The sequence below is a fragment of the Pseudomonas sp. TE3644 genome, from assembly GCF_056278815.1.
In genome coordinates this window covers 4,613,923-4,637,640 of sequence record NZ_JBWBQF010000001.1, presented here as the reverse complement: position 1 = coordinate 4,637,640, position 23,718 = coordinate 4,613,923, and the positions used below count along the sequence as shown (strand labels likewise).

Below are 23,718 nucleotides of genomic sequence, written 5' to 3'. Positions count from 1 at the left end.
TATGCACGGGCCAGCGCAGCCTGCCGGCAGCGGCTACGGTGTGTTGTGGCGCAATTGATGCGACAATCGCTTTTTTTCAGGCTTGATGAGCGCCCGTGGTGCAAGACAACGAACCCGAAGTACCCCGCGAGCGCGTTGAGCGTCTGCTGGCCGAAGTGCATGATCAGTTCGGCATGATTCGCGTGCTGGAGGTGGAGGATTACCGCTTCCTGGAATTTGGCGATGCCATCGAGCAGAGCTGCGTGTTTACCGCCGACCCCAGCTGGCTGGAGTACGACTACACGCGGGCCATGCTGATTGGCGCGCTGTGCCACGAACAGCCCGAAAGCGCCCTGTTCCTGGGCCTGGGCGCCGGCACGCTGACCCAGGCGTGCCTCAAGTTCCTGCCGTTGGAAGACGTCGAAGCCATCGAGCTGCGGCCGGATGTGCCGCGCCTGGCCATCGAATACCTGGGCCTGGACGATGATCCGCGTCTCTATATACGCACCGGCGACGCCTTGGAACTGCTGCCAACTGCAGAACCTGCCGACCTGATCTTCGTCGACCTCTATACCGACCATGGTCCCGGCGTGGGCCACCTGGCCTGGCGCTTCCTGGAAGACTGCCAGAAACGCCTGAACCCGGGTGGCTGGCTGGTCATCAACCAGTGGGCGGGCGATGACGGCAAGCCATTGGGCGCCGCCTTGCTGCGTGGCCTGTATCATCGTCATTACTGGGAACTGCCGGTGACCGAGGGCAACGTCATCCTGATCATCCCGGCCGACCTGGACCAGCAACTGGATCTGGAAGCACTCAAGGCCCGCGCCGACGAACTGATGCCGCGCCTGGGCTACTCGTTGCAGGCGTTGATCGGGCAACTGCGCCCCGCTTCCTGAATCACTGGCCCGTGAAGTGCCCGGGGCGGCGCTCCTTCAGGGACGCCAACCCCTCGCGGGCATCGTCGCTGGCGAACAGCCGCTGGGTATGCCCCGGCAACGCGGCGACGCTGGCGGCTTCACCCTCCTGCACGGCCTGGCGTGCCGACGCCAGCGTGGCGGCAACGCCCAGCGGCGCCTGGGCGGCAATGCGCTCGGCCAGGTGGATGGCGTTGGGCAGCAGGTCCTCGCTGGCCATCACTTCCTGCACCAGTCCCAGCCGCAGGGCTTCGTGGGCATCGAACTCGTCCCCCGTCAGCAGCCAGCGCATGGCGTTGCCCCAACCGGCCACCCGGGGCAGGCGCACGGTGGCACCGCCGAACGGCAGCAGGCCGCGCTGCACCTCCATCTGGGCAAAACGGGTATTGCTGGCGCACAGGTTGATGTCGGCGGCCAGCATCAGTTCGATGCCCACGGTCAGGCAGTAACCCTGGGCTGCCACGATCAATGGCTTGCTGAGGGTAGGGCCCATGCCCACGCGCCAGGGGTCCAGGCCGCCGGCCGGCAATTGCCAGCCCTGGGCGAAGGTGGGGCCGACGGCTTCCAGATCCAGGCCGCCGGTGAAATGCTCGCCATGGCCAAACAGCACCGCCACCCGGGCAGCCGGTTCGCGCTCGAACTCGCCGTAGGCCAGGCTCAATTGCTCAAGCAGGGACAGATCGAAAGCATTGCGCTTGGCGCTGCGATCCAGGCCAATCAGCATGACGGCGCCGCGCAACTCGCGGCTGACGTGGCCAGGGCAGGGTGGGCTCATCTCGGCATCCTCGGGTGGCAAAGGGTGAAACGATTAAGCCTGGGCGCCAGGCGCGCGGGTCAGTAGCAAAATAGACCTGTCGCCGAGGTTGCGCAAAGCCTGTGACAATCGTGGGTTCAACGGTCTGGAAACGATAAAAAACTCTCACGTGCACGCCGATTTCAGGTATAGTGCGCGCCGGTCTTTAATCAGGCCACGTCTAGGTAGCGCAATCCCCCGAAGACAACTTCGACTGCACGTCCGTTCCGCGGACTCTCCCTGACGATTCTTTTTTTTCATTCAATCGTTTTCGCAAATCCCCGCCGACAAAGCTGCCAGGGTGACTCTCGAGTCTTACAAGGCATGTGCAGCTTTGGAGCATGGGTCTTTGCGGATGCACTTAGAGGCAGACCCATGACCCAGGAAACCGGCGGCTTCGCCGCTCTCGGACTTAACCCGAATATTGTTGCAGCCGTCATCGCGACTGGCTACGAAGAGCCGTCGGCTATTCAGCAGCAATCGATCCCAATCATCCTGGAAGGTCATGACATGATCGGCCAGGCGCAGACTGGTACCGGTAAAACCGCTGCCTTCGCACTGCCGATTCTGAATCGCATCGACCCGAGCAAGCGCGAGCCGCAAGCCCTGATCCTGGCGCCAACCCGTGAGTTGGCGCTGCAAGTAGCCACTGCTTTCGAAACCTATGCCAAGCAAATGCCTGGCGTAACCGTAGTGGCCGTGTACGGCGGTGCCCCGATGGGCCCGCAACTGAAAGCAATCCGCAACGGCGCGCAAATCGTCGTGGCAACCCCTGGCCGTCTGTGCGACCACCTGCGTCGCGACGAGAAAGTGCTGGCGACCGTGAACCACCTGGTTCTGGACGAAGCCGACGAAATGCTCAAGCTGGGCTTCATGGACGACCTGGAAGTCATCTTCAAGGCCATGCCTGAGTCGCGTCAGACCGTACTGTTCTCGGCTACCCTGCCGCAGTCCATCCGTGCGATCGCCGAGCGCCACCTGAAAGACCCGAAACACGTCAAGATCCAGAGCAAGACCCAGACCGTTACCGCGATCGAGCAGGCTCACCTGCTGGTTCACGCTGACCAGAAGACTTCCGCTGTCCTGCGCCTGCTGGAAGTGGAAGAGTTCGACGCCCTGATCGCATTCGTGCGTACCAAGCAAGCCACCCTGGACCTGGCCAGCGCCCTGGAAGCCAAAGGCTACAAGGCTGCCGCCCTGAACGGCGACATTGCCCAGAACCAGCGTGAGCGCGTCATCGACTCGCTGAAAGACGGCCGTCTGGACATCGTCGTCGCTACCGACGTCGCTGCCCGTGGTCTGGACGTACCGCGCATCACTCACGTGTTCAACGTTGACATGCCGTACGACCCAGAGTCCTACGTTCACCGTATCGGCCGTACTGGCCGTGCCGGTCGCGAAGGCCGTGCCCTGCTGCTGGTGACTCCGCGCGAGCGCCGCATGCTGCAAGTGATCGAGCGTGTAACCGGTCAGAAGGTTGCCGAAGTTCGCCTGCCGAACGCCCAGGCCGTTCTTGATGCCCGCATCAAGAAGCTGACCAACAGCCTGGCGCCGCTGGTTGGCGATGCAGAGGTCACCCACGGTGACCTGCTGGACCGTCTGACCGCCGACATCGGCTGCACCCCGCGTGCCCTGGCTGCAGCCCTGCTGCGCAAGGCTACCAACGGTCAGGCGCTGACCCTGGAAGCGGTAGAGCGCGAGCAGCCACTGGTTCCGACCAGCGCGCCGCGTGAGCGTACCACCGGTGATCGTCCTGAGCGTGGTGATCGCGAGCGTCGCGCGCCAATGCCTCTGGGTGAAGGCCGTGCTCGCTGCCGTACCGCCCTGGGTGCTCGCGACGGTATCGCCGCGAAGAACCTGCTGGGTGCCATCCTCAACGAAGGCGGCCTGGCCCGCGAAGCGATCGGCCGTATCCAGGTACGTGACAGCTTCAGCCTGGTCGAACTGCCCGAGGAAGGTCTGGAGAAGCTGCTGGCCAAGCTCAAGGACACTCGCGTTGCCGGTAAGCAGCTGAAGCTGCGCCGTTATCGCGAAGACTGATCCTGCCTTGCGGCTGATCTGAAATAAAAAATCCCCGGCCTGTGCCGGGGATTTTTTTTGCCTGTAGCCGCTGCCGCAGGCTGCGCTGGCCCTGATCCACACTGAACATCTCCAGCGGGGCACAGGGCCAGCGCAGCCTGCGGCAGCGGCTACGAATGATCCGGGTTAATCGAACCGATAAATATCCATCCCCAGCGCCCCCAGCGCCCAACCCGCATGGGCCAGCCCAAAGGTATCCCCCGCCCCGCGGGCAAAATACAGCGGCAGCAAATGCTCATCGCTGGGATGGTTCTTCGCCGCAAACGGCGCCTGCTGACGATAGTCGAATAGCGCCTGCTGATCATCGGCCTGCAACTTCTCCAGCATCCAGTCACGGAACGCCTGCGCCCACGGCGTGGCGTGTTCAGGCCCGGCGTGCCAGTCCAGCTCGCGCAGGTTGTGGGTGATGCTGCCCGAACCAATCAGCAGAATGCCTTGCGCGCGCAACCCTGCCAGTGCCTCGCCCACCAAATGCTGCAACTGCGGGCCCAGGCGGCTGGGCAGCGACACCTGCACCACCGGGATGTCGGCCGCCGGATACATCAGCGACAGGGGCACCCAGGCGCCATGGTCGAACGGCCGTTGCGGGTCAAGGTGTGCGGGCAGGCCGGCATCGGTCAGGCGCTGGGCAATCTCGGCCGCCAAGGCGGGATCACCCGGCGCCGGGTATTGCACGGCAAACAGCTCGGCAGGGAAGCCGCCGAAGTCATGCCAGGTTTCCGGGGCGGGGCTGCTGGCCACCAGCAGCTCGCGGCTTTCCCAGTGCGCCGAGACCAGCACGATGGCCTTGGGGCGCGGCAGCTCGGCCGCCAGCCTGGCCAGCGCCGGGCCGCTGGCGCCAGGCTGCAGGGCGAGCATGGGCGAACCGTGGGAGATGAACAGGCTAGGCAGCATGATTGAGGTCCTGAGCGTTAAGATGGGATTATCTTCGGCCACTGATTGATCTAAATCTAATATAAGTTTTAGTGCCATTTGATCGATATTTTCGGGAGTGTCCATGCAGGCGGATTTTTGGCAGGAGCGCTGGCAGCGTAATCAGATCGGGTTCCATCAAGCGGCGGTCAACCCTTATCTGCAGCGTCATTGGCCAGTGCTGGCGCCGGGCAGTCGGGTGCTGGTGCCGTTGTGTGGCAAGAGCCTGGACCTGGTGTGGCTGGCGGGGCAGGGCTTGCACGTGTTGGGTGTCGAGCTGGCGACGCAGGCGGTGGAGGCCTTCTTTGCCGAACAGGGCCTGCAGCCTGCGGTTGTTCGCCGTGGCGCTTTCGACTGTTACTCGGCGGGCGCGCTGGAGGTGTGGTGCGGTGACTTTTTCGCGCTGACGGCTGACGACGTCGTAGGCTGCACGGCGCTGTATGACCGTGCGGCGATGATCGCCTTGCCGCCCGAGATGCGCCAGCGTTATGTGCGCCATCTCACGGCCATCCTGCCAGCCGGTTGTGCCGGCTTGCTGATAACCCTGGATTACGATCAGAGCGTGCTGCCCGGGCCACCGTTTTCGGTGCCGGATGAAGAGGTGAGGGCGTTGTGGGGTGGAGAGTGGCAGGTCGATCAGGTGGAGTGCCGAGACATTCTCGATGAGGGCGGCAAGTTTGTCAGCGCCGGCGCCACGCGCCTGGAAGAGCGCGCCTACCGGTTGAAGCTGTAGCCGCTGCCGCAGGCTGCGCTGGCCCTTGTGTACGCTGGAGATCTCCAGTGAAGCAGGGGGGCAGCGCAGCCTGGCGGCAGCGGCTACGGGTGCTGTTAGCCGCGGCGGCGCAGGGCCTCGATGCGGTCTTCCAGCGGCGGGTGGCTCATCAGCAGGCCTGCCAGGCCATGCTTCAGGCCGCCATTGATACCGAAGGCGGTGAGGGTGTCGGGCATGTGCACCGGCACGCCCTGTTCGGAGCGCAGGCGTTGCAGCGCGCCGATCATGGCGCCGGTACCGGCCAGGCGAGCGCCGGCTTCGTCGGCACGGAATTCGCGCTTGCGCGAGAACCACATGACGATGACGCTGGCCAGGATGCCCAGCACCAGTTCGGCTACGATGGTTGCGATGTAATACGCGATGCCCTGGCCTTCTTCATTCTTGAAGATGACCTTGTCGACGAAGTTGCCGATGATGCGCGCAAAGAACATCACGAAGGTGTTCACCACGCCTTGCACTAGCGCCAGGGTGACCATGTCGCCGTTGGCCACGTGACCGATCTCGTGGGCCAGCACCGCTTTCACCTCGTCGGGCGAGAAGCGTTCCAGCAAGCCCTGGCTGACGGCCACCAGGGCGTCATTCTTGTTCCAGCCGGTGGCGAAGGCGTTGGCCTCGTAGGCTGGGAAGATACCCACTTCGGGCATCTTGATGCCGGCTTCGCGGGACAGTTGCTCAACGGTCGCCATCAGCCACTGCTCGTGGCGGGTGCGTGGCTGGCTGATGATTTGCGTGCTGGTGCTCATCTTCGCCATCCATTTGGAGATGAACAGCGAGAACAGCGAGCCGGCAAAGCCGAATACCGCGCAGAAGACCAGCAGCTGCTGGAGGTTCAGATCCACGCCGTTGGCCGCCATGAACCCGTTGAAGCCGAAAAGGCTCAGGGTGATGCTGGCAATCAGCACGACCGCAAGGTTGGTGGCAAGGAACAGCAAGATGCGCATCATGGTTGTTACGTACTCCTGACGGAAGAAATTGTCGCGATGTCCGGTATATAAGGTGCGAGCACTGCCGATTCAACAGGGCGACTATTTCAAAAAGTGTCACAACCATGATTCTAGACAGCAGGTCGCTACCGCCGTGGGGTGGCGGGATCAGTGGTTGTCGACAGAAGTGTTACCAGACATGTAGCCGCTGCCGCAGGCTGCGCTGGCCCCTGTGGTCGCTGGAGATCTCCAGGGAGGTTTGGGCCAGCGCAGCTGGCGGCAGCGGCTACAGGGATTACTGCTTGTAGTTCTTCAGGAAGCCGCCGATGCGGCCGATGGCCTGTTCCAGGTCATCCACCCGCGGCAGGGTCACGACGCGGAAGTGGTCCGGGTGCGGCCAGTTGAACGCGGTGCCTTGCACCACCAGCAGTTTTTCCGACAGCAGCAAGTCCAGCACGAACTTCTCGTCGTTGTGGATCTTGCAGACCTTGGGGTCGATGCGCGGGAAGGCATACAGCGCGCCCATGGGCTTCACGCAGCTCACGCCCGGAATGTCGTTGAGCAGCTCCCAGGTGCGGTTGCGCTGCTCCAGCAGGCGGCCGTTGGGCAGTACCAGGTCGTTGATGCTCTGGTAGCCGCCCAGCGCGGTCTGGATGGCGTGCTGGCTCGGCACGTTGGCACACAGGCGCATGTTGGCCAGGATGTCGATGCCTTCGATGTAGCTCTGGGCATTGTGCTTGGGCCCGGAAATGGCGATCCAGCCCGAGCGGAAACCGGCCACGCGGTACGACTTGGACAGGCCGTTGAAGGTCAGGCACAGCAGGTCGGGGGCCAGGGAGGCGGTGCACACGTGCACGGCGTCATCGTAGAGGATCTTGTCGTAGATCTCGTCGGAGAACACCACCAGGTTGTGCTGGCGGGCGATTTCCAGCATGCCCTGCAGCACTTCCTTCGAATACACGGCACCGGTCGGGTTGTTCGGGTTGATGATCACCATGGCCTTGGTGTTGGGGGTGATCTTGGCCTTGATGTCGTCCAGGTCAGGCCACCAGTTGGCCTGCTCGTCGCACAGGTAGTGCACGGCGTGGCCGCCGGCCAGGCTCACCGAGGCGGTCCACAGTGGGTAGTCGGGTGCCGGTACCAGCACTTCGTCGCCGTTGTTGAGCAGGGCCTGCAGGGCCATCACGATCAGCTCGGACACACCGTTGCCCAGGTAGATGTCCTCGATGCCGATGCCTTCCACCTGCTTTTGCTGGTAGTACTGCATCACGGCCTTGCGGGCGCTGAACAGGCCTTTGGAGTCGCTGTAGCCTTGTGCGGTAGGCAGGTTGCGGATCACGTCCTGGAGGATTTCCTCCGGCGCCTCGAAGCCAAAGGGGGCCGGGTTGCCGATGTTCAGCTTGAGGATGCGGTGGCCTTCCTCTTCCAGGCGTTTGGCGTGCTTGAGCACCGGCCCGCGAATGTCATAGCAGACGTTGGCGAGCTTGTTCGATTTGCTGACCTGCATGATGGAATCCCAAGGAAAAAAGTGCCGCGAGATGGCGCGGTGAAAATGAAATTGAATGCGCCTGGCGTGGGTGACAGACTGGGGTCTGAACAAGGCGCAATCATACGTGCCACCCGATCCCCGGAAAAGGGACAGATCGGGGTTTTTCAGCTGCCGAGGTAACCCGATGACCAAGTTCACCAAGACTGAAGAAGAATGGAAGGCGATGCTCGACCCCGAGCAGTACAACGTCTGCCGTCTCAAGGCCACCGAACGGCCCTTCACGGGCAAGTACAACAGCACCAAGACCGATGGTGTGTACCATTGCGTGTGCTGTAATGCCGCGCTGTTCGATTCGACCACCAAGTTCGATTCCGGTTGCGGTTGGCCCAGCTTTTACGCGCCGATCGAAGACAGCGCCATGATCGAGATCCGTGACACCACCCACGGCATGATCCGCACCGAAGTGACCTGCGCCCAGTGCGACGCCCACCTGGGTCACGTGTTCCCGGACGGCCCGCCGCCGACGGGGCTGCGCTACTGCATCAACTCGGTGTGCCTGGACCTGGTACCCCGCGAGTAGCCTAATCCCCTACACCCGATGGGCTGGCTCTGACGCCATCGCGACTAAAGTCGGCTCCTACGCGATCCGTGGTAGGAGCCGACCTTGGTCGCGATGCAGGCGGCGCGGTTTGAGGGCGGATCCGGTAGTGGTTTTGTGATGTAGATTGTGTGCAATTCAATTGCGCGCTATGCTTTTGGTTCACCCACGGAGGACCTGCCATGAGCGACGCCTTGCTGAATATCCCCTGCACCACCATCACCGGTCAGCAGAAGACCCTGGCCGACTTCAAGGGCAAGGCCATTCTGGTGGTCAATACCGCCAGCAAATGCGGCTTCACGCCCCAATACAAGGGCCTGGAGCAGCTGTGGCAGGACTACAAGGATCAGGGGCTGGTAGTGCTGGGCTTCCCCTGCAACCAGTTCGGCCATCAGGAGCCGGGCAATGAAGGTGAGATTTCGCAGTTCTGCGAGCTCAATTTCGGCGTGACCTTCCCGCTGTTCAAGAAAATCGACGTCAACGGTGGCGATGCTCATCCGCTGTTCGTGCAACTGAAAAAGCGTGCGCCGGGCCTCTTGGGCTCCCAGGGCATCAAGTGGAACTTCACCAAGTTCCTGATCGGCAAGGACGGCAAGCTGGTCAAGCGCTTCGGCCCCACCACCAAACCTGCGGCCCTGGACGGCGAGATCAAAGCGTTGCTCAAATGACCGGCCTGCTGCTGGATGACCAGTTGTGTTTCAAGCTGTACGCCGCGTCGCGGGCAGTCACCCGTGGCTATAAGCCGATGCTCGATGAGCTGGGCCTGACGTACCCGCAATACTTGGCCATGCTGGTGCTGTGGGAATGGCAGGCGACAGCGCCCGAACAGCCTACGGTCAAGGCCCTGGGCGAGCGGCTGATGCTGGACTCGGGCACCCTGACGCCCTTGCTCAAGCGTATCGAGCAGTTGGGGCTGGTGGTGCGTCGCCGGGCTGTGCATGACGAGCGCGAAGTGCACCTCAGCCTAAGCCCGCAGGGCCTGGCGTTGCGCGACCAGGCGGCGGTGTTGCGCGAGCGCTTGATCTGCGCCAGCGGGCTGGATCTCAATCAGTTGCAACCCCTGCAGCAGGGTTTGGAGCATCTGCTGGCGCAGCTCACGGCACGAGCGTGACCGGTATCCAGTGATCGATGAGCGTGATCAGTTCTTCGCGACGGAAGGGTTTGGCCAGGTAGTCGCTCATGCCTGCCGCCCGGCAGCGCTCACGCTCCTCGGGCATGGCGTTGGCGGTCAGGGCGACGATCGGCAGTTGTGGCCAGCGGCCACTCTGGCGAATGCGTCGGCTGGCCTCGTAGCCATCCATGACCGGCATGTTGCAGTCCATCAGCACCAGATCGTATTCCTTGTCTTCCAGTGCGGCCAATGCCTCGCCGCCATGCGCCGCTACCGTCACATCGCAGCCCAGCTTGCCCAGCATGCCCTTGGCCACCAACTGGTTGACCGGGTTGTCTTCCACCAGCAGGATCCGCGCCCGGCGTTGCGGTGACTCACCGCGTTCCAGGGCCTGCTGCGGGTTGGGCTCATCACCCATCAGGGTGCGTCGCAGTGTCTGGTACAGGGCGTTGCGCGCCAGGGGGCGGGCCTGCTGCTGAAGGGGGCTGAGGGCGGTGGCCTGCTCGGTGGGCAGGAAGTTGCCGTAGGCGGTCACCAGCAGGATCGGTGCGGTGATGGCAGGGCGCAGGCCGAACAGGCAATCCAGGCAGTCGGTGATCAACAGGTCGGGGTCGAGGCCCTCCAGCGGCGCGTCGGTGCTCAACCGCTGATAGTCCAGGCCCCAGGTGGGCAGCAGATTTTCCAGCAGCTCAGCCAGGCCGCTGCTGGCGGGGCTGATGGCGATCACCTTGCCCCTGAGCGGCGGCGGGGCGATGGCCGGGGTGTGGGTCAGCAGCGGCAGGTCAGCGCTGAAGCGGCTGCCGAAACCGGCCTCGGAGCTGATGCTGAGGCGGCCTTGCATGGCTTCGCACAGATTGTTGGTCAGGGCCAGGCCCAGGCCGGTGCCGCCGTACTGGCGGGTAATGCCGGCGCCAGCCTGGGTGAACGGCTGGAAGATCTTGACCTGCGCTTCCTGGGCGATGCCGATGCCGGTGTCGCATACCTCGATGCTGACGCCGCCGGGGTAGGTGCTCAGGCGCACGTCCACGCGGCCGAAACGGGTGAATTTCAGGGCGTTGGACAGCAGGTTGCTGACGATCTGGCGCACCCGTGTAGGGTCGCCCAGCACCATGGCGGGGAAGGTGGGTGCGATCAGGCAGGCCAGTTCCACGCTGGGCGCAGCGTTCTGCGACAGCAGGTTGGCGGTGTCTTCCACCAGGGCGCCGAGGTCGAACGGGATGCGTTCAAGCTCAAGCTGGCCTGCGTCGAATTTCGACAGGTCGAGGATATCGTTCAACAGTTCCACCAGCACTTTGCCCGAGTCGTGGGCAATGGACAGTTGCTGGCGCTGTTCGGCGGTCAGCGGGCTGTCCAGGGACAGGGCGATCATGCCCAGCAAGCCATTGAGCGGCGTGCGGATCTCGTGGCTCATGTTGGCCAGGAAGGCGGCACGGGCCTGGGCCATGTCCAGGGCGGTGCGCCGGGCGTTTTCCAGTTCTTCGTTGGACAGGCTGAGGCGGATGTTGCTGGCCTTGAGTTCGGTGGTGCGCGCCGAAACGATGTTCTCCAGTTCGGCCAGGTACTCGGTCAGGCGGTTTTCAGCAGCGCGGCGCTGCTGGATCTCGGTGCTCATGCTGACGAATTGCTGGTTGGCGGCGCGCACCAGCACGCCGATCTCGTCATGTTCGTGGCCGGGCGGGTACTCCAGCTTGGTCGGTTTGCCGGCATGGGGGTTGGAGTTGCTCAGCGCGCTGATCACCCGCACCAGCGGCTGGGTGAGCATGGTGTAGAACATGGCAAGCATGATCCCGGCCAGTAGCAGGGTGCGCAGGAAGCCGGACACCAGGGTGATCTCGGCGCGCTTGAGAAAGCGCATGCCGAAGGCGAACGTGTCGACATCCAGGTGCAGGGTGCCCAGGCGTTCACTGGGCATGTGGCTGAGCAGCAGCGGGTCATCATAGGTACGCCGCTCGCCGAAGAGGAAATCGCTGATCACCCGGTAGCGGCTTTCGGTGCGCGGCCGGCTGACATTGGCCAGCACGGTATTATTGTTGTCGGACAGGCGCGCTCCGACGATGGATTCGGAATGCAGCAGGCCGGCGGTCAGCTCCTTGGCCAACTCGCTGTCAATGTTGTAGGCGATGCGTGAGGCCGGGTTGTGGCTGATTTCCAGCAGCGAGACCATCTCGCGGTTGATGGCCTGGTCAACGTTGGCATAATCGATGCCGATCTGCACAATGCTCAGCAATGTCCCGATAATGAATCCGACCACGACTGTCAGTCGAGCCTGCTTGTATGACAGACGGTGGGTAAACTTTATATCCATATAGTCCGGGCCGGTGTTCCATTTGGTGCGCGCTGGGCAAGCATAGCCGATGTGATGCGCTGTTCGTTGGGGGCGTGTCACTATATCGACAGCGCGCAGGCGCCTTTTACTTTGAAATGGCGTGAAGGAGAAGAGATGGACGCGCGATTGGACGCTTTTGCGCAGCGCGCCGAGTCGGTGCTGGCGCGGCCGGAGCCTCTGTTGCCGGCCATTCGCGCCGCTCGTTGGGCCACCGGCCGCGGTAACCGCAACGGCCTGTGTGCCTACCAATTTGCCCGTTACTGGGTGGGTCTCAAATTACTGGAGCAACCGCAATGATCGATTTGAACAGCACCGGCCAGGGCCTCGAAGGCTACGCGATGCTGACGGCGCAACTGGAATCGCTGCTTGCCGATGAGCGTGACTTCATCGCCAACGCCTCGCAGTTCTCGGCGTTCCTCTACAACTACGTGGATGACCTGAATTGGGCCGGCTTCTATATCAACCGCAATGAAGAGTTGGTGCTGGGCCCGTTCCAGGGCCAGGTGGCCTGCGTGCGCATTCCGTTTTCCAAGGGCGTGTGCGGTGCGGCAGCCGCCACCCGACAAACCCAGCGCGTGGAAGACGTGCATGCGTTTCCCGGCCACATTGCCTGTGACAGTGCGTCGAACAGCGAGTTGGTGATTCCGTTGGTCAAGGAAGGGCGCCTGATTGGCGTGCTGGACCTGGACAGCCCCAAGCTTGCGCGCTTCAGTGAAGTGGATCAGGCGGGGATGGAGAAGATGGTGGAGATTTTCCTGCGTTCCACCGATTGCTGAGTTCCGTGTAGCAGCAACTGTATTGACACCGCGTCGCCTGCATCGCGACTAAAGTCGGCTCCTACACCGACCGTGGTAGGAGCCGGCCTTGGCCGCGATACAGACGACGCGGTCCTGTGACGCGGCCTTGCGGCCGCTGCTATAAGGATCGGGGTTTGCCGATCAATCGTAGATAACCTTCTTCTTCCATTCGGGCTCGACTTCCTTCAGCCCTTCGGTCAACTCGTTGTGGTCGTCTTCGCTCGGTGCGGTACTGTCCAGCACCTGGGCATTGGCCCGGCCCAGCAGCTTCTCCATGTACTTGAGCTGTTCCTGGTACACCGCCGGCTCCGGCTGCTTGCGCAAATACTGCACGCCGCGTTCGAACGCCAACCGCGCCTGGCCTGGCTGCTCAGCCTGCAGCGCCGCTTGGCCCAGGTTATTGAAGAACTCGATATGCAACAGCACCAGGATATGGCGAATCTCGCGGATCCAGTGCTTGGCCTCGTTGGCTGGCAGAAAACCGTCCTGGGCGGCGCGGGTGACCTGGGCGTGCAAGGCTTCCAGCAGAAAGCGTACGTCCTTGGCTTTCACCTCGGTCTGGATCGGCACCGGCGCGTTGGTGACCTTGATGCCTTCGCCCTTGGCGATTTCGGCTTCCAGTTCCACCAGGCGTGCCTTCACCGCCGCATTGCTTTTGTCCTGGGACAGGATGCGCTGGTTGAGGTTGAGCTCCAGGCGCGTCAGCAACAGTTTCAGCGCAGGGGTCATCAGTTGCCCTGGAAAGGTTTCGGTGATTTCGCCGCAGCGGCGCAAGCGGTCGGCCAGCTCGTGCTTGAGCTTGGTCTTTTCCAGCTTGTTGTTCTCCACCACATTGTTCAGGTAACCGATGGCGATCAAAATAACGATGCCCGCTACTATAAGCAGGGTGATCAGAAGTGGTGTCACCGTGTAAGCCTCGTCGGGTTGTCTTCCATTTGAGTGTAGTGGCTTCGCCTCAGGCCGGATAGTAGCGATTGCCCCGCAGGGCAGCCGCACTGGGCCTGACAGCGCCGCTCCAGTCAGGTTATCGGCAGGGAAGTCATTGATTTAAATAAATTTATCATTGGGGGTTGACGACTTCTCAAACCACCCCTAGAATGCGCGCCACTTGCAGCGTAAAGCACACAGCGAAACGCAGCAGGGAGTGAAGTTGTAGTGTGTCCCCTTCGTCTAGTGGCCTAGGACACCGCCCTTTCACGGCGGTAACAGGGGTTCGAGTCCCCTAGGGGACGCCAATGCGGGAATAGCTCAGTTGGTAGAGCACGACCTTGCCAAGGTCGGGGTCGCGAGTTCGAGTCTCGTTTCCCGCTCCATTTTTAAACGGTCTTGCTTTCGGGCGAGGCTGAGTGAAACCAGAACCAAGTCTTCGGATGCGGATCTGGGCACCGAAACACACACCATGTGTTCCGGGCAGCGTGTCCCCTTCGTCTAGTGGCCTAGGACACCGCCCTTTCACGGCGGTAACAGGGGTTCGAGTCCCCTAGGGGACGCCATTTGCGGGAATAGCTCAGTTGGTAGAGCACGACCTTGCCAAGGTCGGGGTCGCGAGTTCGAGTCTCGTTTCCCGCTCCATATTCATCAAGAACGCCGCTCATTGAGCGGCGTTTTTGTTTGTGCTGAAAAAAAGCTGCACTGCTCCCGACATCCGCCACCAACAGATGCCGCCGACCCTGTAGCCGCTGCCGCCAGGCTGCGCTGGCCTGTGTGAACGCTAAAAATTTCCAGCGAGGCATGGGGCCAGCGCAGCCTGGCGGCAGCGGCTACGGAATTGCGGTGGGGCCTGGGGGTGCATGCCTTGATTGTTTTGGTGCTCTCGAGATCGAGCGCCGCCCGCGCGGCGCTTCCTGAGCAAGCCGGATGGCCGGCCCCCCGGTCCAACATTGGTTGCAACGTACCATGGCCTGATGGATAGGCGTTGTCTGCCTTGTTTGCCCGCTTTAGGTGGGTAGGGGACGATGATTTTGGTAAGTACGTAAAAAATCTCACTTTTTTTGAAAAAAGCACTTGCCAAGAAGCTCAAATAGCTTCAAAATCTGCCCCATCGAAACGTTGATAAACATTAACGATTTCAACAAGATAGCTGCTACACGAAGTTGTCTTCTGCGGGAATAGCTCAGTTGGTAGAGCACGACCTTGCCAAGGTCGGGGTCGCGAGTTCGAGTCTCGTTTCCCGCTCCAAATTAAATCAAGAACGCCGCTCATTGAGCGGCGTTTTTGTTTGTCTCGAGAAAAGCGAGCATAAAAAAACCGCTCAGTGAGCGGTTTTTTCGTTTAGCGCGCAATCAATGCTTGCTGCTGTCCTGCAGCGACATCGCCAGCAATTGCTTTTCCTGATTCCAGTCGAACGGTTCTTCGTTCTCTTCAGCCTCGAAACGACGCTCTTCCAAAGCCTGGTACAGGTCGATTTCTTCATCGGGCATGTAGTGCAGGCAGTCGCCGCCAAAGAACCACAGCAGGTCGCGCGGGATCAGGTGGGCGATTTGCGGGTAGCGCTGGATGATCTGGCACATCAGGTCCTGGCCCAGGTAGGCGCTGGCGACCGGGTCGATGGGCAACTCCAGGCGCAGTTCGTCGTAGCGTTCCAGAAAGAGGTCGTGGCTCTCTTCGGGTACCTGTTCGGCTTCACCCAGGGCGACCAGGATGCCGCGCAGGTGATCGAGCAGCACAAGCTGGTGGTCGATGTAAGGGGTGGCCATGTTGAAGGTCCTCTTGAGCAAAACGGGCGCGGGAGTATACGCGCCCGGGATCAAGTGTGTCATCGCACGTGGCCTTCGCTGGCCTTTAGCTCGTCCTTGTCGAAGTCATCCACGTCGATCACTTTGCGTCGTGCGGCCTCGGCCTTGCGCAGAGTCTCGGCTTCGCCGGCCTGCAGTACACCGGCTTCCAGCCCAGCGTCGATCAGGGTTTGCTCGGGGGCAGGGGTGAACTGGCCGGCCTTGAAGGCACTGTGCAGTTTCTTCTGCAATGGATGGCTGACGCTCAATAGGTCGCAGGCAACCTGCAGGGCGCCCACCGGATCATCCGCGTCTTGCGGGCGGTAGCAACCGGCTAGCAGTTCTTCCAAGGCAGGATCGCCTTTCGCACGGCCAATCACGCCAGCCACTTCGGCATCCAGGCGGTCGGAGGGGCCGGTGTGGCGGCGACCGAAGGGGAACACCACCACGCGCATCAGGCAGCCCAGGATGCGACTGGGGAAGTTTTTCAGCAATTCGTCCAGCGCTCGCTCGGCCTGGCCCAGGCTTTCCTCCATGGCCCAGTGCAGCAGGGGGCGCAAGTGCTCGGGTGAACTCAAGTCGTGGTAGCGCTTGAGCGCCGCCGAGCCCAGGTACAGGTTGCTCAGTACATCACCCAGGCGGGCGGACAGGCGTTCACGCCGTTTCAGCTCGCCGCCCAGCAGCATCATGCTCAGGTCGGCCAGCAGGGCGAAGGCGGCGGCCTGCCGGTTCAGGGCGCGGAAATAGCCCTGGCTGACGGCATCGCCCGGTGCGTGTTCGAATCGCCCCAGCCCCAGGTTGAGCACGAAGGTGCTGGCGGCGTTGCTGATGGCGAAACCGATGTGCTTGAGCAGCAGGGCGTCGAATTCCAGCAGTGCACGGTCCTTGTCTTCGCGGGCGGCCAGGGCCATCTCCTTGAGGACGAACGGATGGCAGCGAATGGCGCCTTGGCCGAAAATCATCAGGTTGCGTGAAAGAATGTTGGCGCCTTCCACCGTGATGAAGATCGGCGCGCCTTGCCAGTTGCGGCCCAGGTAGTTGTTGGGCCCCATGATGATGCCCTTGCCGCCGTGCACGTCCATGGCGTGGCTGATGCACTCGCGGCCACGCTCGGTGAGGTGGTATTTGAGGATGGCCGACAGCACCGAGGGCTTCTCCCCCAGGTCCACGGCATTGGCAGTGAGCATGCGCGCCGCGTCCATCATCCAGGCGTTGCCGCCGATGCGGGCCATGGCGGCTTGAATGCCTTCGAAGGCCGACAGTGGCACGTTGAATTGTTCGCGCACCTGGGTGTACTGGCCGGTCACCAGGCTGGTGTACTTGGCCGCGCCGGTCCCTACCGCCGGCAGGGATATCGAGCGGCCCACCGACAGGCAATTCATCAGCATCATCCAGCCCTTGCCGAGCATGGCCTGGCCGCCGATCAGGTAGTCCAGTGGCACGAACACGTCTTTGCCCGAGTTGGGCCCGTTCATGAACGCTGCGCCCAGGGGCAGGTGGCGACGGCCAATGGTGACGCCGGGGGTGTCGGTGGGGATCAGCGCCAGGGTGATGCCCAGGTCTTCTTCCTCGCCCAGCAGGTGGTCGGGGTCATAGGCCTTGAAGGCCAGGCCCAGCAAGGTGGCGACCGGGCCCAGGGTGATGTAGCGCTTCTCCCAGTTCAGGCGCAGGCCGATGACTTCTTCACCCTGCCATTGGCCTTTGCAGATGACGCCGGTGTCGGGCATGGCCCCGGCGTCCGAGCCCGCCAGCGGGCCGGTGAGGGCGAAGCAGGGGATATCGTCACCGCGCGCCAGACGAGGCAGGTAGTGATTGCGCTGTTCATCGGTGCCGTAGTGCAGCAGCAGTTCGGCCGGGCCCAGGGAGTTGGGCACCATTACCGTGGAGGCCAGATCGCCGCTGCGGGTGGCCAGTTTCATGGCCACCTGCGAGTGCGCGTAGGCAGAGAAACCCTTGCCGCCGAATTCCTTGGGAATGATCAGGGCGAAGAAGCCGTGTTCCTTTATATGCGCCCAGGCCGCGGGCGGCAGGTCCAGGTCCTGGCCGATCTGCCAGTCACTGACCATGGCGCACAGTTCTTCGGTAGGGCCGTCGATGAAGGCCTGCTCCTCGGCGGTCAGTTGCGCCTTGGGGTAGTCCAGCAGTGTGTTCCAGTCGGGGCGGCCGCTGAACAGCTGGCCATCCCACCACACGGTACCGGCGTCGATGGCTTCGCGCTCGGTCTGCGACATGGGCGGCAGGGTGCGCTGGAACCAGCGGAACAAGGGGGCGGTGAACAGCTTGCGGCGCAGATCGGGCAATAGCAGGGGCAGGGCGCCTGCCGCCAGCAGTATCCAGAAGATCGCCAGCAGCCAGCCTGGGGCACGGCTGAACATGCCCATGGCCAGCAAGTAGACGGCAATGATGCCCAGGGCGGGCAGGGGCGCCATGCGCCGATGGGCCAGCCAGGCACTGCTGACGATCAGTACCACGATCCACAACAACAGCATATTCAGTCCTCCATGATGACAAACGCGGCGCACTGCAACAGCGTAGACCGCTTGCCAGAGTAGTGACCCCGGTGCGGGCGGGGAGTTCGCACACCGTAGCCGCTGCTGCAGGCTGCGCTGGCCCTGATGGACACTGGAGGTTTTCACTGGGGCGCAGGGCCAGCGCAGCCTGGGGGCAGCGGCTACGGGATTGTTGTGTGATGTGATTGAAAAAAAACCAGGCAGCAGCGCGCGCCGATTCCTGACCAAGTAGTAGACTTCTCCCACAATCCCGTCAGGAGACTCATGATGCTCAAGGTGTGGGGGCGAACGAATTCGTCCAACGTGCGCAAGGTGCTGTGGTGCGCTGAAGAACTGCAGGTGCCGTACGAATCCATCAATGCCGGCGGCGCCTTCGGCCTGGTCAACGAACCGGCGTATCGCAGCAAAAACCCCAACGGTCGTGTCCCCATGGTCGAGGACGGCGAGCTGGTGTTGTGGGAATCCAATGCCATCGTGCGCTACCTGTGCGCGCAATACGGCGCCGAGGCGGGCTGGTACCCGGCTGACGCGGCCACGCGGGCGCAGGCCGACAAGTGGATGGACTGGACCACCTCGTCCCTGGCCGACCCTTTCAAGCCGCTGTTCTGGGGCGTGTTGCGCACCCCTGCCGAGCAGCAGGACTGGGTGCAGATCAATGCCGCCCTCAAGGCTGTGGTCGAGGTGCTGGCCGTGGCCGATCAGGCCCTGGCGCACCAGCCCTACTTGTCCGGCAGTGAACTGGGTATGGGTGATATCCCGCTGGGCTGCTTTGTCTACGCCTGGTTCGAAATGCCCATCGAGCGGCCGCCGATGCCGCATCTGTACGCCTGGTACCAGCGTCTGCAAAGCCGTCCGGCGTATCGCAAGGCGGTCATGACCGCGTTGACCTGATAAGTAATATCGATATCCATCACTGTACATGTGCGCCGAGTGACAGCACCATTGGTCATGCCCGGCGCACCTTGTGGTGCACCCAGGCGTCTTTATTTAGGTTTATCGACCCTTCCTTTTTATTACTTGGTGCATGGTTTATCTATGAGTTCTGCTCTGTCCATCCGGCAGCTGACCAAGACCTACGGCAACGGTTTCCAGGCCCTCAAGGGCATTGACCTGGACGTGGCCGAAGGCGATTTCTTCGCCTTGCTGGGCCCCAACGGGGCCGGCAAGTCCACCACCATCGGCATTCTCTCCACCCTGGTGAACAAGACCAGCGGCACGGTGAATATCTTCGGTCACGACCTGGACCGCGACCCGGCGGCACTCAAGCGCTCCATCGGCGTGGTGCCCCAGGAATTCAATTTCAACCAGTTCGAGAAGACCTTCGACATCGTCGTCACCCAGGCGGGCTACTACGGTATTCCACCGCGCCTGGCCAAGGAGCGTGCCGAGCAATACCTGACGCAACTGGGTCTGTGGGACAAGCGTGACGTGCCGTCGCGTTCGCTGTCGGGCGGCATGAAGCGTCGGCTGATGATTGCCCGTGCGTTGATTCACAACCCGCGCCTGCTGATTCTCGACGAGCCCACCGCCGGCGTGGACATCGAACTGCGTCGCTCGATGTGGAGCTTCCTCACCGAGCTCAACGAGCAAGGCACCACCATTATCCTCACCACCCACTACCTGGAAGAGGCTGAGCAGCTGTGCCGCAACATCGGCATCATCGATCACGGCACCATCGTCGAGAACACCAGCATGCGCAAGCTGCTGGGCACCCTGCACGTGGAAACCTTCCTGCTGGACCTTGCAGCTGACTTGGCCCAGCCCCCGATTCTGGACGGCTACCCGTGCCGGCTGGTCGACGGCCACACGCTGGAAGTGCAGGTGGACAAGCAAGTGGGCATTACCTCGCTGTTCGGCCAACTGGCCCAGCAGCACATTGATGTGCTGAGCCTGCGCAACAAAACCAACCGCCTGGAGGAGCTGTTCGTTTCCCTGGTCGAGAAAAACCTGGCGAAGGTGGCCGTATGAGTTTCGAAGTCAAAGCCAACTGGGTGGCGCTCAACACCATCGTCTACCGCGAAGTGCGCCGCTTCATGCGCATCTGGCCGCAGACCCTGCTGCCCCCGGCCATCACCATGGTCCTGTACTTCGTGATCTTCGGTAACCTGATCGGCCGGCAGATCGGCGGCATGGGTGGCTTCAGCTACATGGAGTACATCGTGCCGGGGCTGATCATGATGTCGGTGATTACCAACTCCTACGGCAACGTGGTATCGAGCTTCTTCGGCAGCAAGTTCCAGCGCTCCATTGAAGAGCTGATGGTATCGCCGGTGTCGCCGCACATCATTCTTACCGGCTACGTGATCGGTGGCGTGTTGCGCGGCTTGATGGTGGGCATCATCGTGACCTTGCTGTCTTTGTTCTTCACTCATCTGCAGGTGCATCACCTGGGCATTACCCTGCTGGTGGTGTTGCTGACGGCAACGATTTTTTCGCTGCTGGGCTTCATCAACGCCGTGTTTGCGCGCAATTTCGACGATATCTCTATTATCCCGACCTTCGTGCTGACCCCGCTGACTTACCTGGGCGGCGTGTTCTACTCGATTACCCTGCTGCCGCCGTTCTGGCAGACCGTGTCGCTGGCCAACCCGGTGCTGCACATGGTCAATGCTTTCCGCTACGGCATTCTGGGGGTGTCGGATATCCGGATCAGTGTGGCGGTTGCCTTCATGGTCATTGCTACCATCGTGCTGTACATCGGCTGCGCTCGCTTGCTGGTCAGCGGCCGCGGGATGCGTTCGTGATGTTGTAAATTTCCCTGCACGTACGCTGTGGGGGATTCGATGGTGATGAACAACCTGTGGGAGCGGGTTCTACCCGCGAAAAGAACACCGTGAAGTATCTGAAACACCACGGCGCTCTCTTCGCGGGCAGAGCCCGCTCCCACAGTGTGAGTCATCGGCGAGCATTCCGGTGCCGGTGCCGGTGCCGGCGCCGCCACTGGCGCGCCACCCACCAGCGCCAATACCCCTGGGTAGCCACATACCCCAGCGCCCCCATCACCACCCCCGTCACCACTGACCCCAGCAAAAATGGCTGCCACAACGTGGCCAGCTGCCCGCTCACCCATTCCCAACTCAAATCATCAGGCAAGGTGCGCGGCGGTGTGCCCATCAGCCAGGCACCCACCTGGTAGGTGACGTAGAACACCGGCGCCATGGTCAGCGGGTTGGTCAGCCATACCAGGGCCACGGCGATCGCCAGGTTGCCGCGCACCAACGCCGCCAGCAGGGCGGCCACCAGCATTTGCAGCGGGATGGGCAGGAAGGCGGCGAACAGCCCCACGGCCATCGCTCGCGATACGCCGTGGCGGTTGAGGTGCCATAGATTGGGGTCGTGCAGCAGGCGCCCGAGAAAGCGTAAGGACTTGTGTCGGCGCAACAGCTCGGGGTCGGGCATGTAGCGTTTGAACAGGCTGCGCGGCATGCGGGTTCTCGTGAGGGAATCGGTGGTGGTGGCGGCAGTATGCCTGCGATTGCCTGACAGCCAGGTTCAGACTTTGTGACAAATATTTAGCGGCGTTCATTGCCCTTTGCGCGGATGCTGGCGGGCCCATGACTCAAGGATGAGTGTATGCGCACCGCGATGCTGGCCCTGGCGGCTGGCCTGATCACCCTGCGCTTTTTGCCTGCATTGCCCGGGACAGGGCTGTTGCTGGCGATTCTGGCTGCAGCTGTCGGCTTGTTATGCCTGCGCTGGGTACGCGTGGGTTTGCTGATGCTGGGGTTGGCCTGGGCCTGCATTCAGGGTCAACGCGCCCTGGACGACCGTTTGTCGCATGAGCTCGATGGTCAGACCCTGTGGCTGGAAGGGCGGGTGACCGGCCTGCCGGACAATCAGGGTGGTTCGGTGCGGTTCGAGCTCAGCGACCCAGCGTCGCGGCGTCATGACCTGCCGCGTACCCTGCGCCTCTCCTGGTTCAATGGGCCTGAGGTGAACAGCGGCGAGCATTGGCGGCTGGCAGTGACGCTCAAGCGGCCTCGCGGTGTGGTCAACCCTGCCGGACTGGATGCCGAAGCCTGGCTGCTGGCCCGCGGCATTGGCGCCACGGGCAGCGTCAAGGACGGTCAGCGGCTGACGGCGGCGCAAGGCGCCTGGCGCGACACCTTGCGCCAGCGCCTGATGGCCGTCGATGCCCAGGGCTATCACGGGGTGCTGACCGCCTTGGTGCTGGGCGATGGCTCGGCCATCAGCCGCGAGCAGTGGGAGGTGCTGCAGGCAACCGGTACGGTGCACCTGTTGGTGATTTCCGGTACGCACATCGGTCTGCTCGCTGGGCTGATCTACGGGTTGGTGGCGGGCCTGGCGCGCTTGGGATTATGGCCCCGGGCGCTACCCTGGCTGCCATGGGCTTGTGCGCTGGCCTTCGCTGCGGCCTGTGCCTACGGCCTGTTGGCCGGCATGCAGGTGCCGGTGCGAAGGGCATTGATCATGCTGGGGCTGGTGCTGCTATGGCGCCTGCGCTTTCGTCACCTGGGGGTGTGGTTGCCGTTGCTGGCGGCGTTGAACGCGGTGCTGTTGATCAACCCGCTGGTCAGCCTGCTGCCCGGTTTCTGGCTGTCGTTCGCGGCAGTGGCGGTGCTGATGCTGGTGTTTTCCGGCCGCTTGGGTGCCTGGCCGTGGTGGCGCGCCTGGACACGCGCACAGTGGCTGATGGCCGTGGGCCTGTTGCCAGCGTTGCTGGCGCTGGGGCTGCCGATCAGTTTGAGTGGGCCTCTGGCCAACCTGTTGGCGGTGCCTTGGGTCAGTATTGCCGTGTTGCCCGCGGCCTTGCTCGGCACGTTGCTACTGCCGCTGCCTTGGCTGGGCGAGGGCCTGCTGTGGCTGGTGGGCGGCTTGTTGGGCTGGCTGTTCGACGGGCTGGGCTGGCTGGCCGCCTGGTTGCCGGCGTGGGTGCCGCCCACCTTGTCTTGGGGCCTTTGGTTGCTGGTGGCCATCGGCGTGCTGTTGGTGTTGTTGCCCAGTGGTGTGCCCTTGCGGCCGCTAGGCTGGCCGATGGTACTGCTGGCAGCGCTGCCGGGGCAGGCGTCGCCGCCCCATGGGCAAGCGCAGGTCATGCAGTTGGACGTAGGGCAGGGGCTGGCGGTGGTGGTGCGCACCCGTCAGCACACGCTGCTGTACGACGCAGGCCCGCGCACGCCGGGGCAGGATGCGGGCGAGCGCATCGTGCTGCCCAATCTGCGCGGGCAGGGGCTGCGCCGGCTGGACCTGATGCTGATCAGCCATGTCCATCTGGATCACTCCGGCGGCGCCCCGGCGGTGATGCGCGGCTTGCCGGTCGGGGCGGTCTGGAGCGGGGAGGCGGATCAGCTCCCGGCGTCCCTGGGCGCACTGCCTTGTGAATCCGGTCGGCAGTGGCAGTGGGATGGCGTGAATTTCACCGTGTGGCGTTGGGCCGATGCGCGGGAGAGCAACCCGTCGTCCTGCGTCCTGCTGGTGGAGGCCAATGGTGAACGCCTGCTGCTGGGCGGCGATATCGATGCGGCCGCCGAACGTGCGCTGATTGCCAGCGGCCTGGATCTGCGCGCTCACTGGTTGCAATCACCTCACCACGGCAGCCGCACGTCCTCGTCCCAGGCCCTGCTGAACGCCATGCAGCCAAAGGGGGCGTTGGTGTCGCGGGGTTATGGCAACTCATTTGGCCATCCTCATCCCCAGGTGCTGGCGCGGTATCGGGCGCAAGGCATCAAGGTGCATGACAATGCGCTGCACGGCGCCTTGCACCTGCGTCTGGGGCGTTTCGAGGGGGTGGTGGGCGAGCGCGAGCGGCGACGCTTCTGGCGTGACCCGACATGACGGTC

At 62.8% G+C, this 23,718-nt stretch carries 20 protein-coding genes, 5 tRNA genes and 1 pseudogene; 17 read left to right on the top strand and 9 right to left on the bottom strand.

The annotated features are described in order from the left end of the window. The first annotated feature begins 173 nt into the window (after positions 1-173). On the top strand, positions 174-875 hold the full coding sequence (locus ACZ9GA_RS20415) for a spermidine synthase (RefSeq protein WP_051373529.1): 702 nt from the start codon (positions 174-176) through the stop codon (positions 873-875). 1 nt (position 876) lies between these two features. Here the strand turns inward: ACZ9GA_RS20415 and ACZ9GA_RS20410 are convergent, their stop codons facing one another. Continuing rightward, positions 877-1,668, bottom strand: a complete 792-nt coding sequence (locus ACZ9GA_RS20410) for a crotonase/enoyl-CoA hydratase family protein (protein WP_457361024.1) — start codon at positions 1,666-1,668, stop codon at positions 877-879. Between the two features lie 393 nt (positions 1,669-2,061). Here ACZ9GA_RS20410 and ACZ9GA_RS20405 point away from each other — a divergent pair, with 393 nt between their 5' ends. After that, entirely contained in the window at positions 2,062-3,726 is a 1,665-nt protein-coding gene (locus ACZ9GA_RS20405) for a DEAD/DEAH box helicase (RefSeq protein ID WP_476226669.1), read from the top strand. Between the two features lie 165 nt (positions 3,727-3,891). On the opposite strand, the gene ACZ9GA_RS20400 is transcribed toward ACZ9GA_RS20405, so the two are convergent. Continuing rightward, positions 3,892-4,659, bottom strand: coding sequence for a DODA-type extradiol aromatic ring-opening family dioxygenase (locus ACZ9GA_RS20400; RefSeq protein WP_457361025.1), 768 nt, complete (start codon positions 4,657-4,659; stop codon positions 3,892-3,894). Between the two features lie 103 nt (positions 4,660-4,762). On the opposite strand from ACZ9GA_RS20400, the gene ACZ9GA_RS20395 reads away from it, so the two are divergent. Continuing rightward, complete coding sequence (locus tag ACZ9GA_RS20395) at positions 4,763-5,410, top strand: thiopurine S-methyltransferase (protein WP_457361026.1); 648 nt, start codon at positions 4,763-4,765, stop codon at positions 5,408-5,410. 95 nt (positions 5,411-5,505) lie between these two features. On the opposite strand, the gene htpX is transcribed toward ACZ9GA_RS20395, so the two are convergent. Further along, positions 5,506-6,393, bottom strand: coding sequence for a protease HtpX (gene htpX / locus ACZ9GA_RS20390; RefSeq protein WP_457361027.1), 888 nt, complete (start codon positions 6,391-6,393; stop codon positions 5,506-5,508). Between the two features lie 274 nt (positions 6,394-6,667). Continuing rightward, positions 6,668-7,879: a pyridoxal phosphate-dependent aminotransferase gene (locus ACZ9GA_RS20385; RefSeq protein WP_457361028.1), complete on the bottom strand. Its 1,212-nt coding sequence runs from the start codon at positions 7,877-7,879 to the stop codon at positions 6,668-6,670. A 166-nt stretch (positions 7,880-8,045) separates the two neighbouring features. On the opposite strand from ACZ9GA_RS20385, the gene msrB reads away from it, so the two are divergent. The 3 genes from msrB (at position 8,046) to ACZ9GA_RS20370 (ending at position 9,570) form a co-directional block, all read left to right on the top strand. Then, the gene (msrB, locus tag ACZ9GA_RS20380) at positions 8,046-8,441 is read left to right on the top strand and encodes a peptide-methionine (R)-S-oxide reductase MsrB (protein WP_457361029.1); all 396 of its coding nucleotides are present in this window, start codon (positions 8,046-8,048) and stop codon (positions 8,439-8,441) included. A 200-nt stretch (positions 8,442-8,641) separates the two neighbouring features. Further along, positions 8,642-9,127 (top strand): glutathione peroxidase, encoded by a 486-nt coding sequence (locus tag ACZ9GA_RS20375; RefSeq protein ID WP_457361030.1) that lies wholly within the window; start codon positions 8,642-8,644, stop codon positions 9,125-9,127. Then, positions 9,124-9,570: a MarR family winged helix-turn-helix transcriptional regulator gene (locus tag ACZ9GA_RS20370; protein ID WP_027977445.1), complete on the top strand. Its 447-nt coding sequence runs from the start codon at positions 9,124-9,126 to the stop codon at positions 9,568-9,570. Before ACZ9GA_RS20375 ends, ACZ9GA_RS20370 begins: the two co-directional genes overlap by 4 nt. Here ACZ9GA_RS20370 and ACZ9GA_RS20365 read toward each other — a convergent pair. Beyond that, positions 9,554-11,875 carry a response regulator gene (locus ACZ9GA_RS20365; protein ID WP_457361031.1) on the bottom strand — a complete coding sequence of 774 codons (2,322 nt, stop codon included), beginning with the start codon at positions 11,873-11,875 and terminating at the stop codon, positions 9,554-9,556. The two genes, ACZ9GA_RS20370 and ACZ9GA_RS20365, sit on opposite strands and share 17 nt — an antisense overlap. Before the next feature lie 216 nt (positions 11,876-12,091). Between ACZ9GA_RS20365 and ACZ9GA_RS20360 the strand changes: the two are divergent. Further along, positions 12,092-12,193: pseudogene (locus ACZ9GA_RS20360) on the top strand (AAA family ATPase); the annotation flags it as partial. Then, the gene (locus ACZ9GA_RS20355; protein WP_457361032.1) at positions 12,190-12,672 is read left to right on the top strand and encodes a GAF domain-containing protein; all 483 of its coding nucleotides are present in this window, start codon (positions 12,190-12,192) and stop codon (positions 12,670-12,672) included. The pseudogene ACZ9GA_RS20360 and the gene ACZ9GA_RS20355, both read left to right, overlap by 4 nt. A gap of 162 nt (positions 12,673-12,834) precedes the next feature. Here the strand turns inward: ACZ9GA_RS20355 and ACZ9GA_RS20350 are convergent, their stop codons facing one another. Continuing rightward, on the bottom strand, positions 12,835-13,599 hold the full coding sequence (locus ACZ9GA_RS20350) for a hypothetical protein (RefSeq protein WP_457361033.1): 765 nt from the start codon (positions 13,597-13,599) through the stop codon (positions 12,835-12,837). Positions 13,600-13,852: 253 nt separating this feature from the next. On the opposite strand from ACZ9GA_RS20350, the gene ACZ9GA_RS20345 reads away from it, so the two are divergent. The 5 genes from ACZ9GA_RS20345 (at position 13,853) to ACZ9GA_RS20325 (ending at position 14,871) form a co-directional block, all read left to right on the top strand. Next, positions 13,853-13,928: transfer RNA gene (locus tag ACZ9GA_RS20345), tRNA-Glu, on the top strand. Positions 13,929-13,930: 2 nt separating this feature from the next. After that, positions 13,931-14,006, top strand: a tRNA-Gly gene (locus tag ACZ9GA_RS20340). Positions 14,007-14,110: 104 nt separating this feature from the next. Further along, positions 14,111-14,186, top strand: a tRNA-Glu gene (locus tag ACZ9GA_RS20335). A gap of 3 nt (positions 14,187-14,189) precedes the next feature. Then, positions 14,190-14,265, top strand: a tRNA-Gly gene (locus ACZ9GA_RS20330). A gap of 530 nt (positions 14,266-14,795) precedes the next feature. Continuing rightward, a tRNA-Gly gene (locus ACZ9GA_RS20325) sits at positions 14,796-14,871 on the top strand. A 104-nt stretch (positions 14,872-14,975) separates the two neighbouring features. Here the strand turns inward: ACZ9GA_RS20325 and ACZ9GA_RS20320 are convergent. Continuing rightward, entirely contained in the window at positions 14,976-15,389 is a 414-nt protein-coding gene (locus ACZ9GA_RS20320) for a PA2817 family protein (RefSeq protein WP_457361034.1), read from the bottom strand. 59 nt (positions 15,390-15,448) lie between these two features. Next, a complete protein-coding gene (locus ACZ9GA_RS20315) occupies positions 15,449-17,896 on the bottom strand; it encodes an acyl-CoA dehydrogenase (protein ID WP_457361035.1) in 2,448 nt (815 codons plus the stop codon). Positions 17,897-18,184: 288 nt separating this feature from the next. Here ACZ9GA_RS20315 and ACZ9GA_RS20310 point away from each other — a divergent pair, with 288 nt between their 5' ends. The 3 genes from ACZ9GA_RS20310 to ACZ9GA_RS20300 all read left to right on the top strand — a co-directional run bounded on the left by ACZ9GA_RS20310 (position 18,185) and on the right by ACZ9GA_RS20300 (position 20,661). Continuing rightward, a complete protein-coding gene (locus tag ACZ9GA_RS20310) occupies positions 18,185-18,808 on the top strand; it encodes a glutathione S-transferase family protein (RefSeq protein ID WP_457363684.1) in 624 nt (207 codons plus the stop codon). A 144-nt stretch (positions 18,809-18,952) separates the two neighbouring features. After that, positions 18,953-19,885, top strand: coding sequence for an ABC transporter ATP-binding protein (locus ACZ9GA_RS20305; RefSeq protein WP_457361036.1), 933 nt, complete (start codon positions 18,953-18,955; stop codon positions 19,883-19,885). Then, positions 19,882-20,661: an ABC transporter permease gene (locus ACZ9GA_RS20300; RefSeq protein ID WP_027977454.1), complete on the top strand. Its 780-nt coding sequence runs from the start codon at positions 19,882-19,884 to the stop codon at positions 20,659-20,661. Before ACZ9GA_RS20305 ends, ACZ9GA_RS20300 begins: the two co-directional genes overlap by 4 nt. A 151-nt stretch (positions 20,662-20,812) precedes the next feature. Here ACZ9GA_RS20300 and ACZ9GA_RS20295 read toward each other — a convergent pair whose 3' ends face one another. Further along, positions 20,813-21,343 carry a DUF2062 domain-containing protein gene (locus ACZ9GA_RS20295; protein ID WP_457361037.1) on the bottom strand — a complete coding sequence of 177 codons (531 nt, stop codon included), beginning with the start codon at positions 21,341-21,343 and terminating at the stop codon, positions 20,813-20,815. A gap of 147 nt (positions 21,344-21,490) precedes the next feature. Between ACZ9GA_RS20295 and ACZ9GA_RS20290 the strand changes: the two genes are divergently transcribed. Beyond that, on the top strand, positions 21,491-23,713 hold the full coding sequence (locus tag ACZ9GA_RS20290; RefSeq protein WP_457361038.1) for a DNA internalization-related competence protein ComEC/Rec2: 2,223 nt from the start codon (positions 21,491-21,493) through the stop codon (positions 23,711-23,713). Positions 23,714-23,718: the final 5 nt, after the last annotated feature.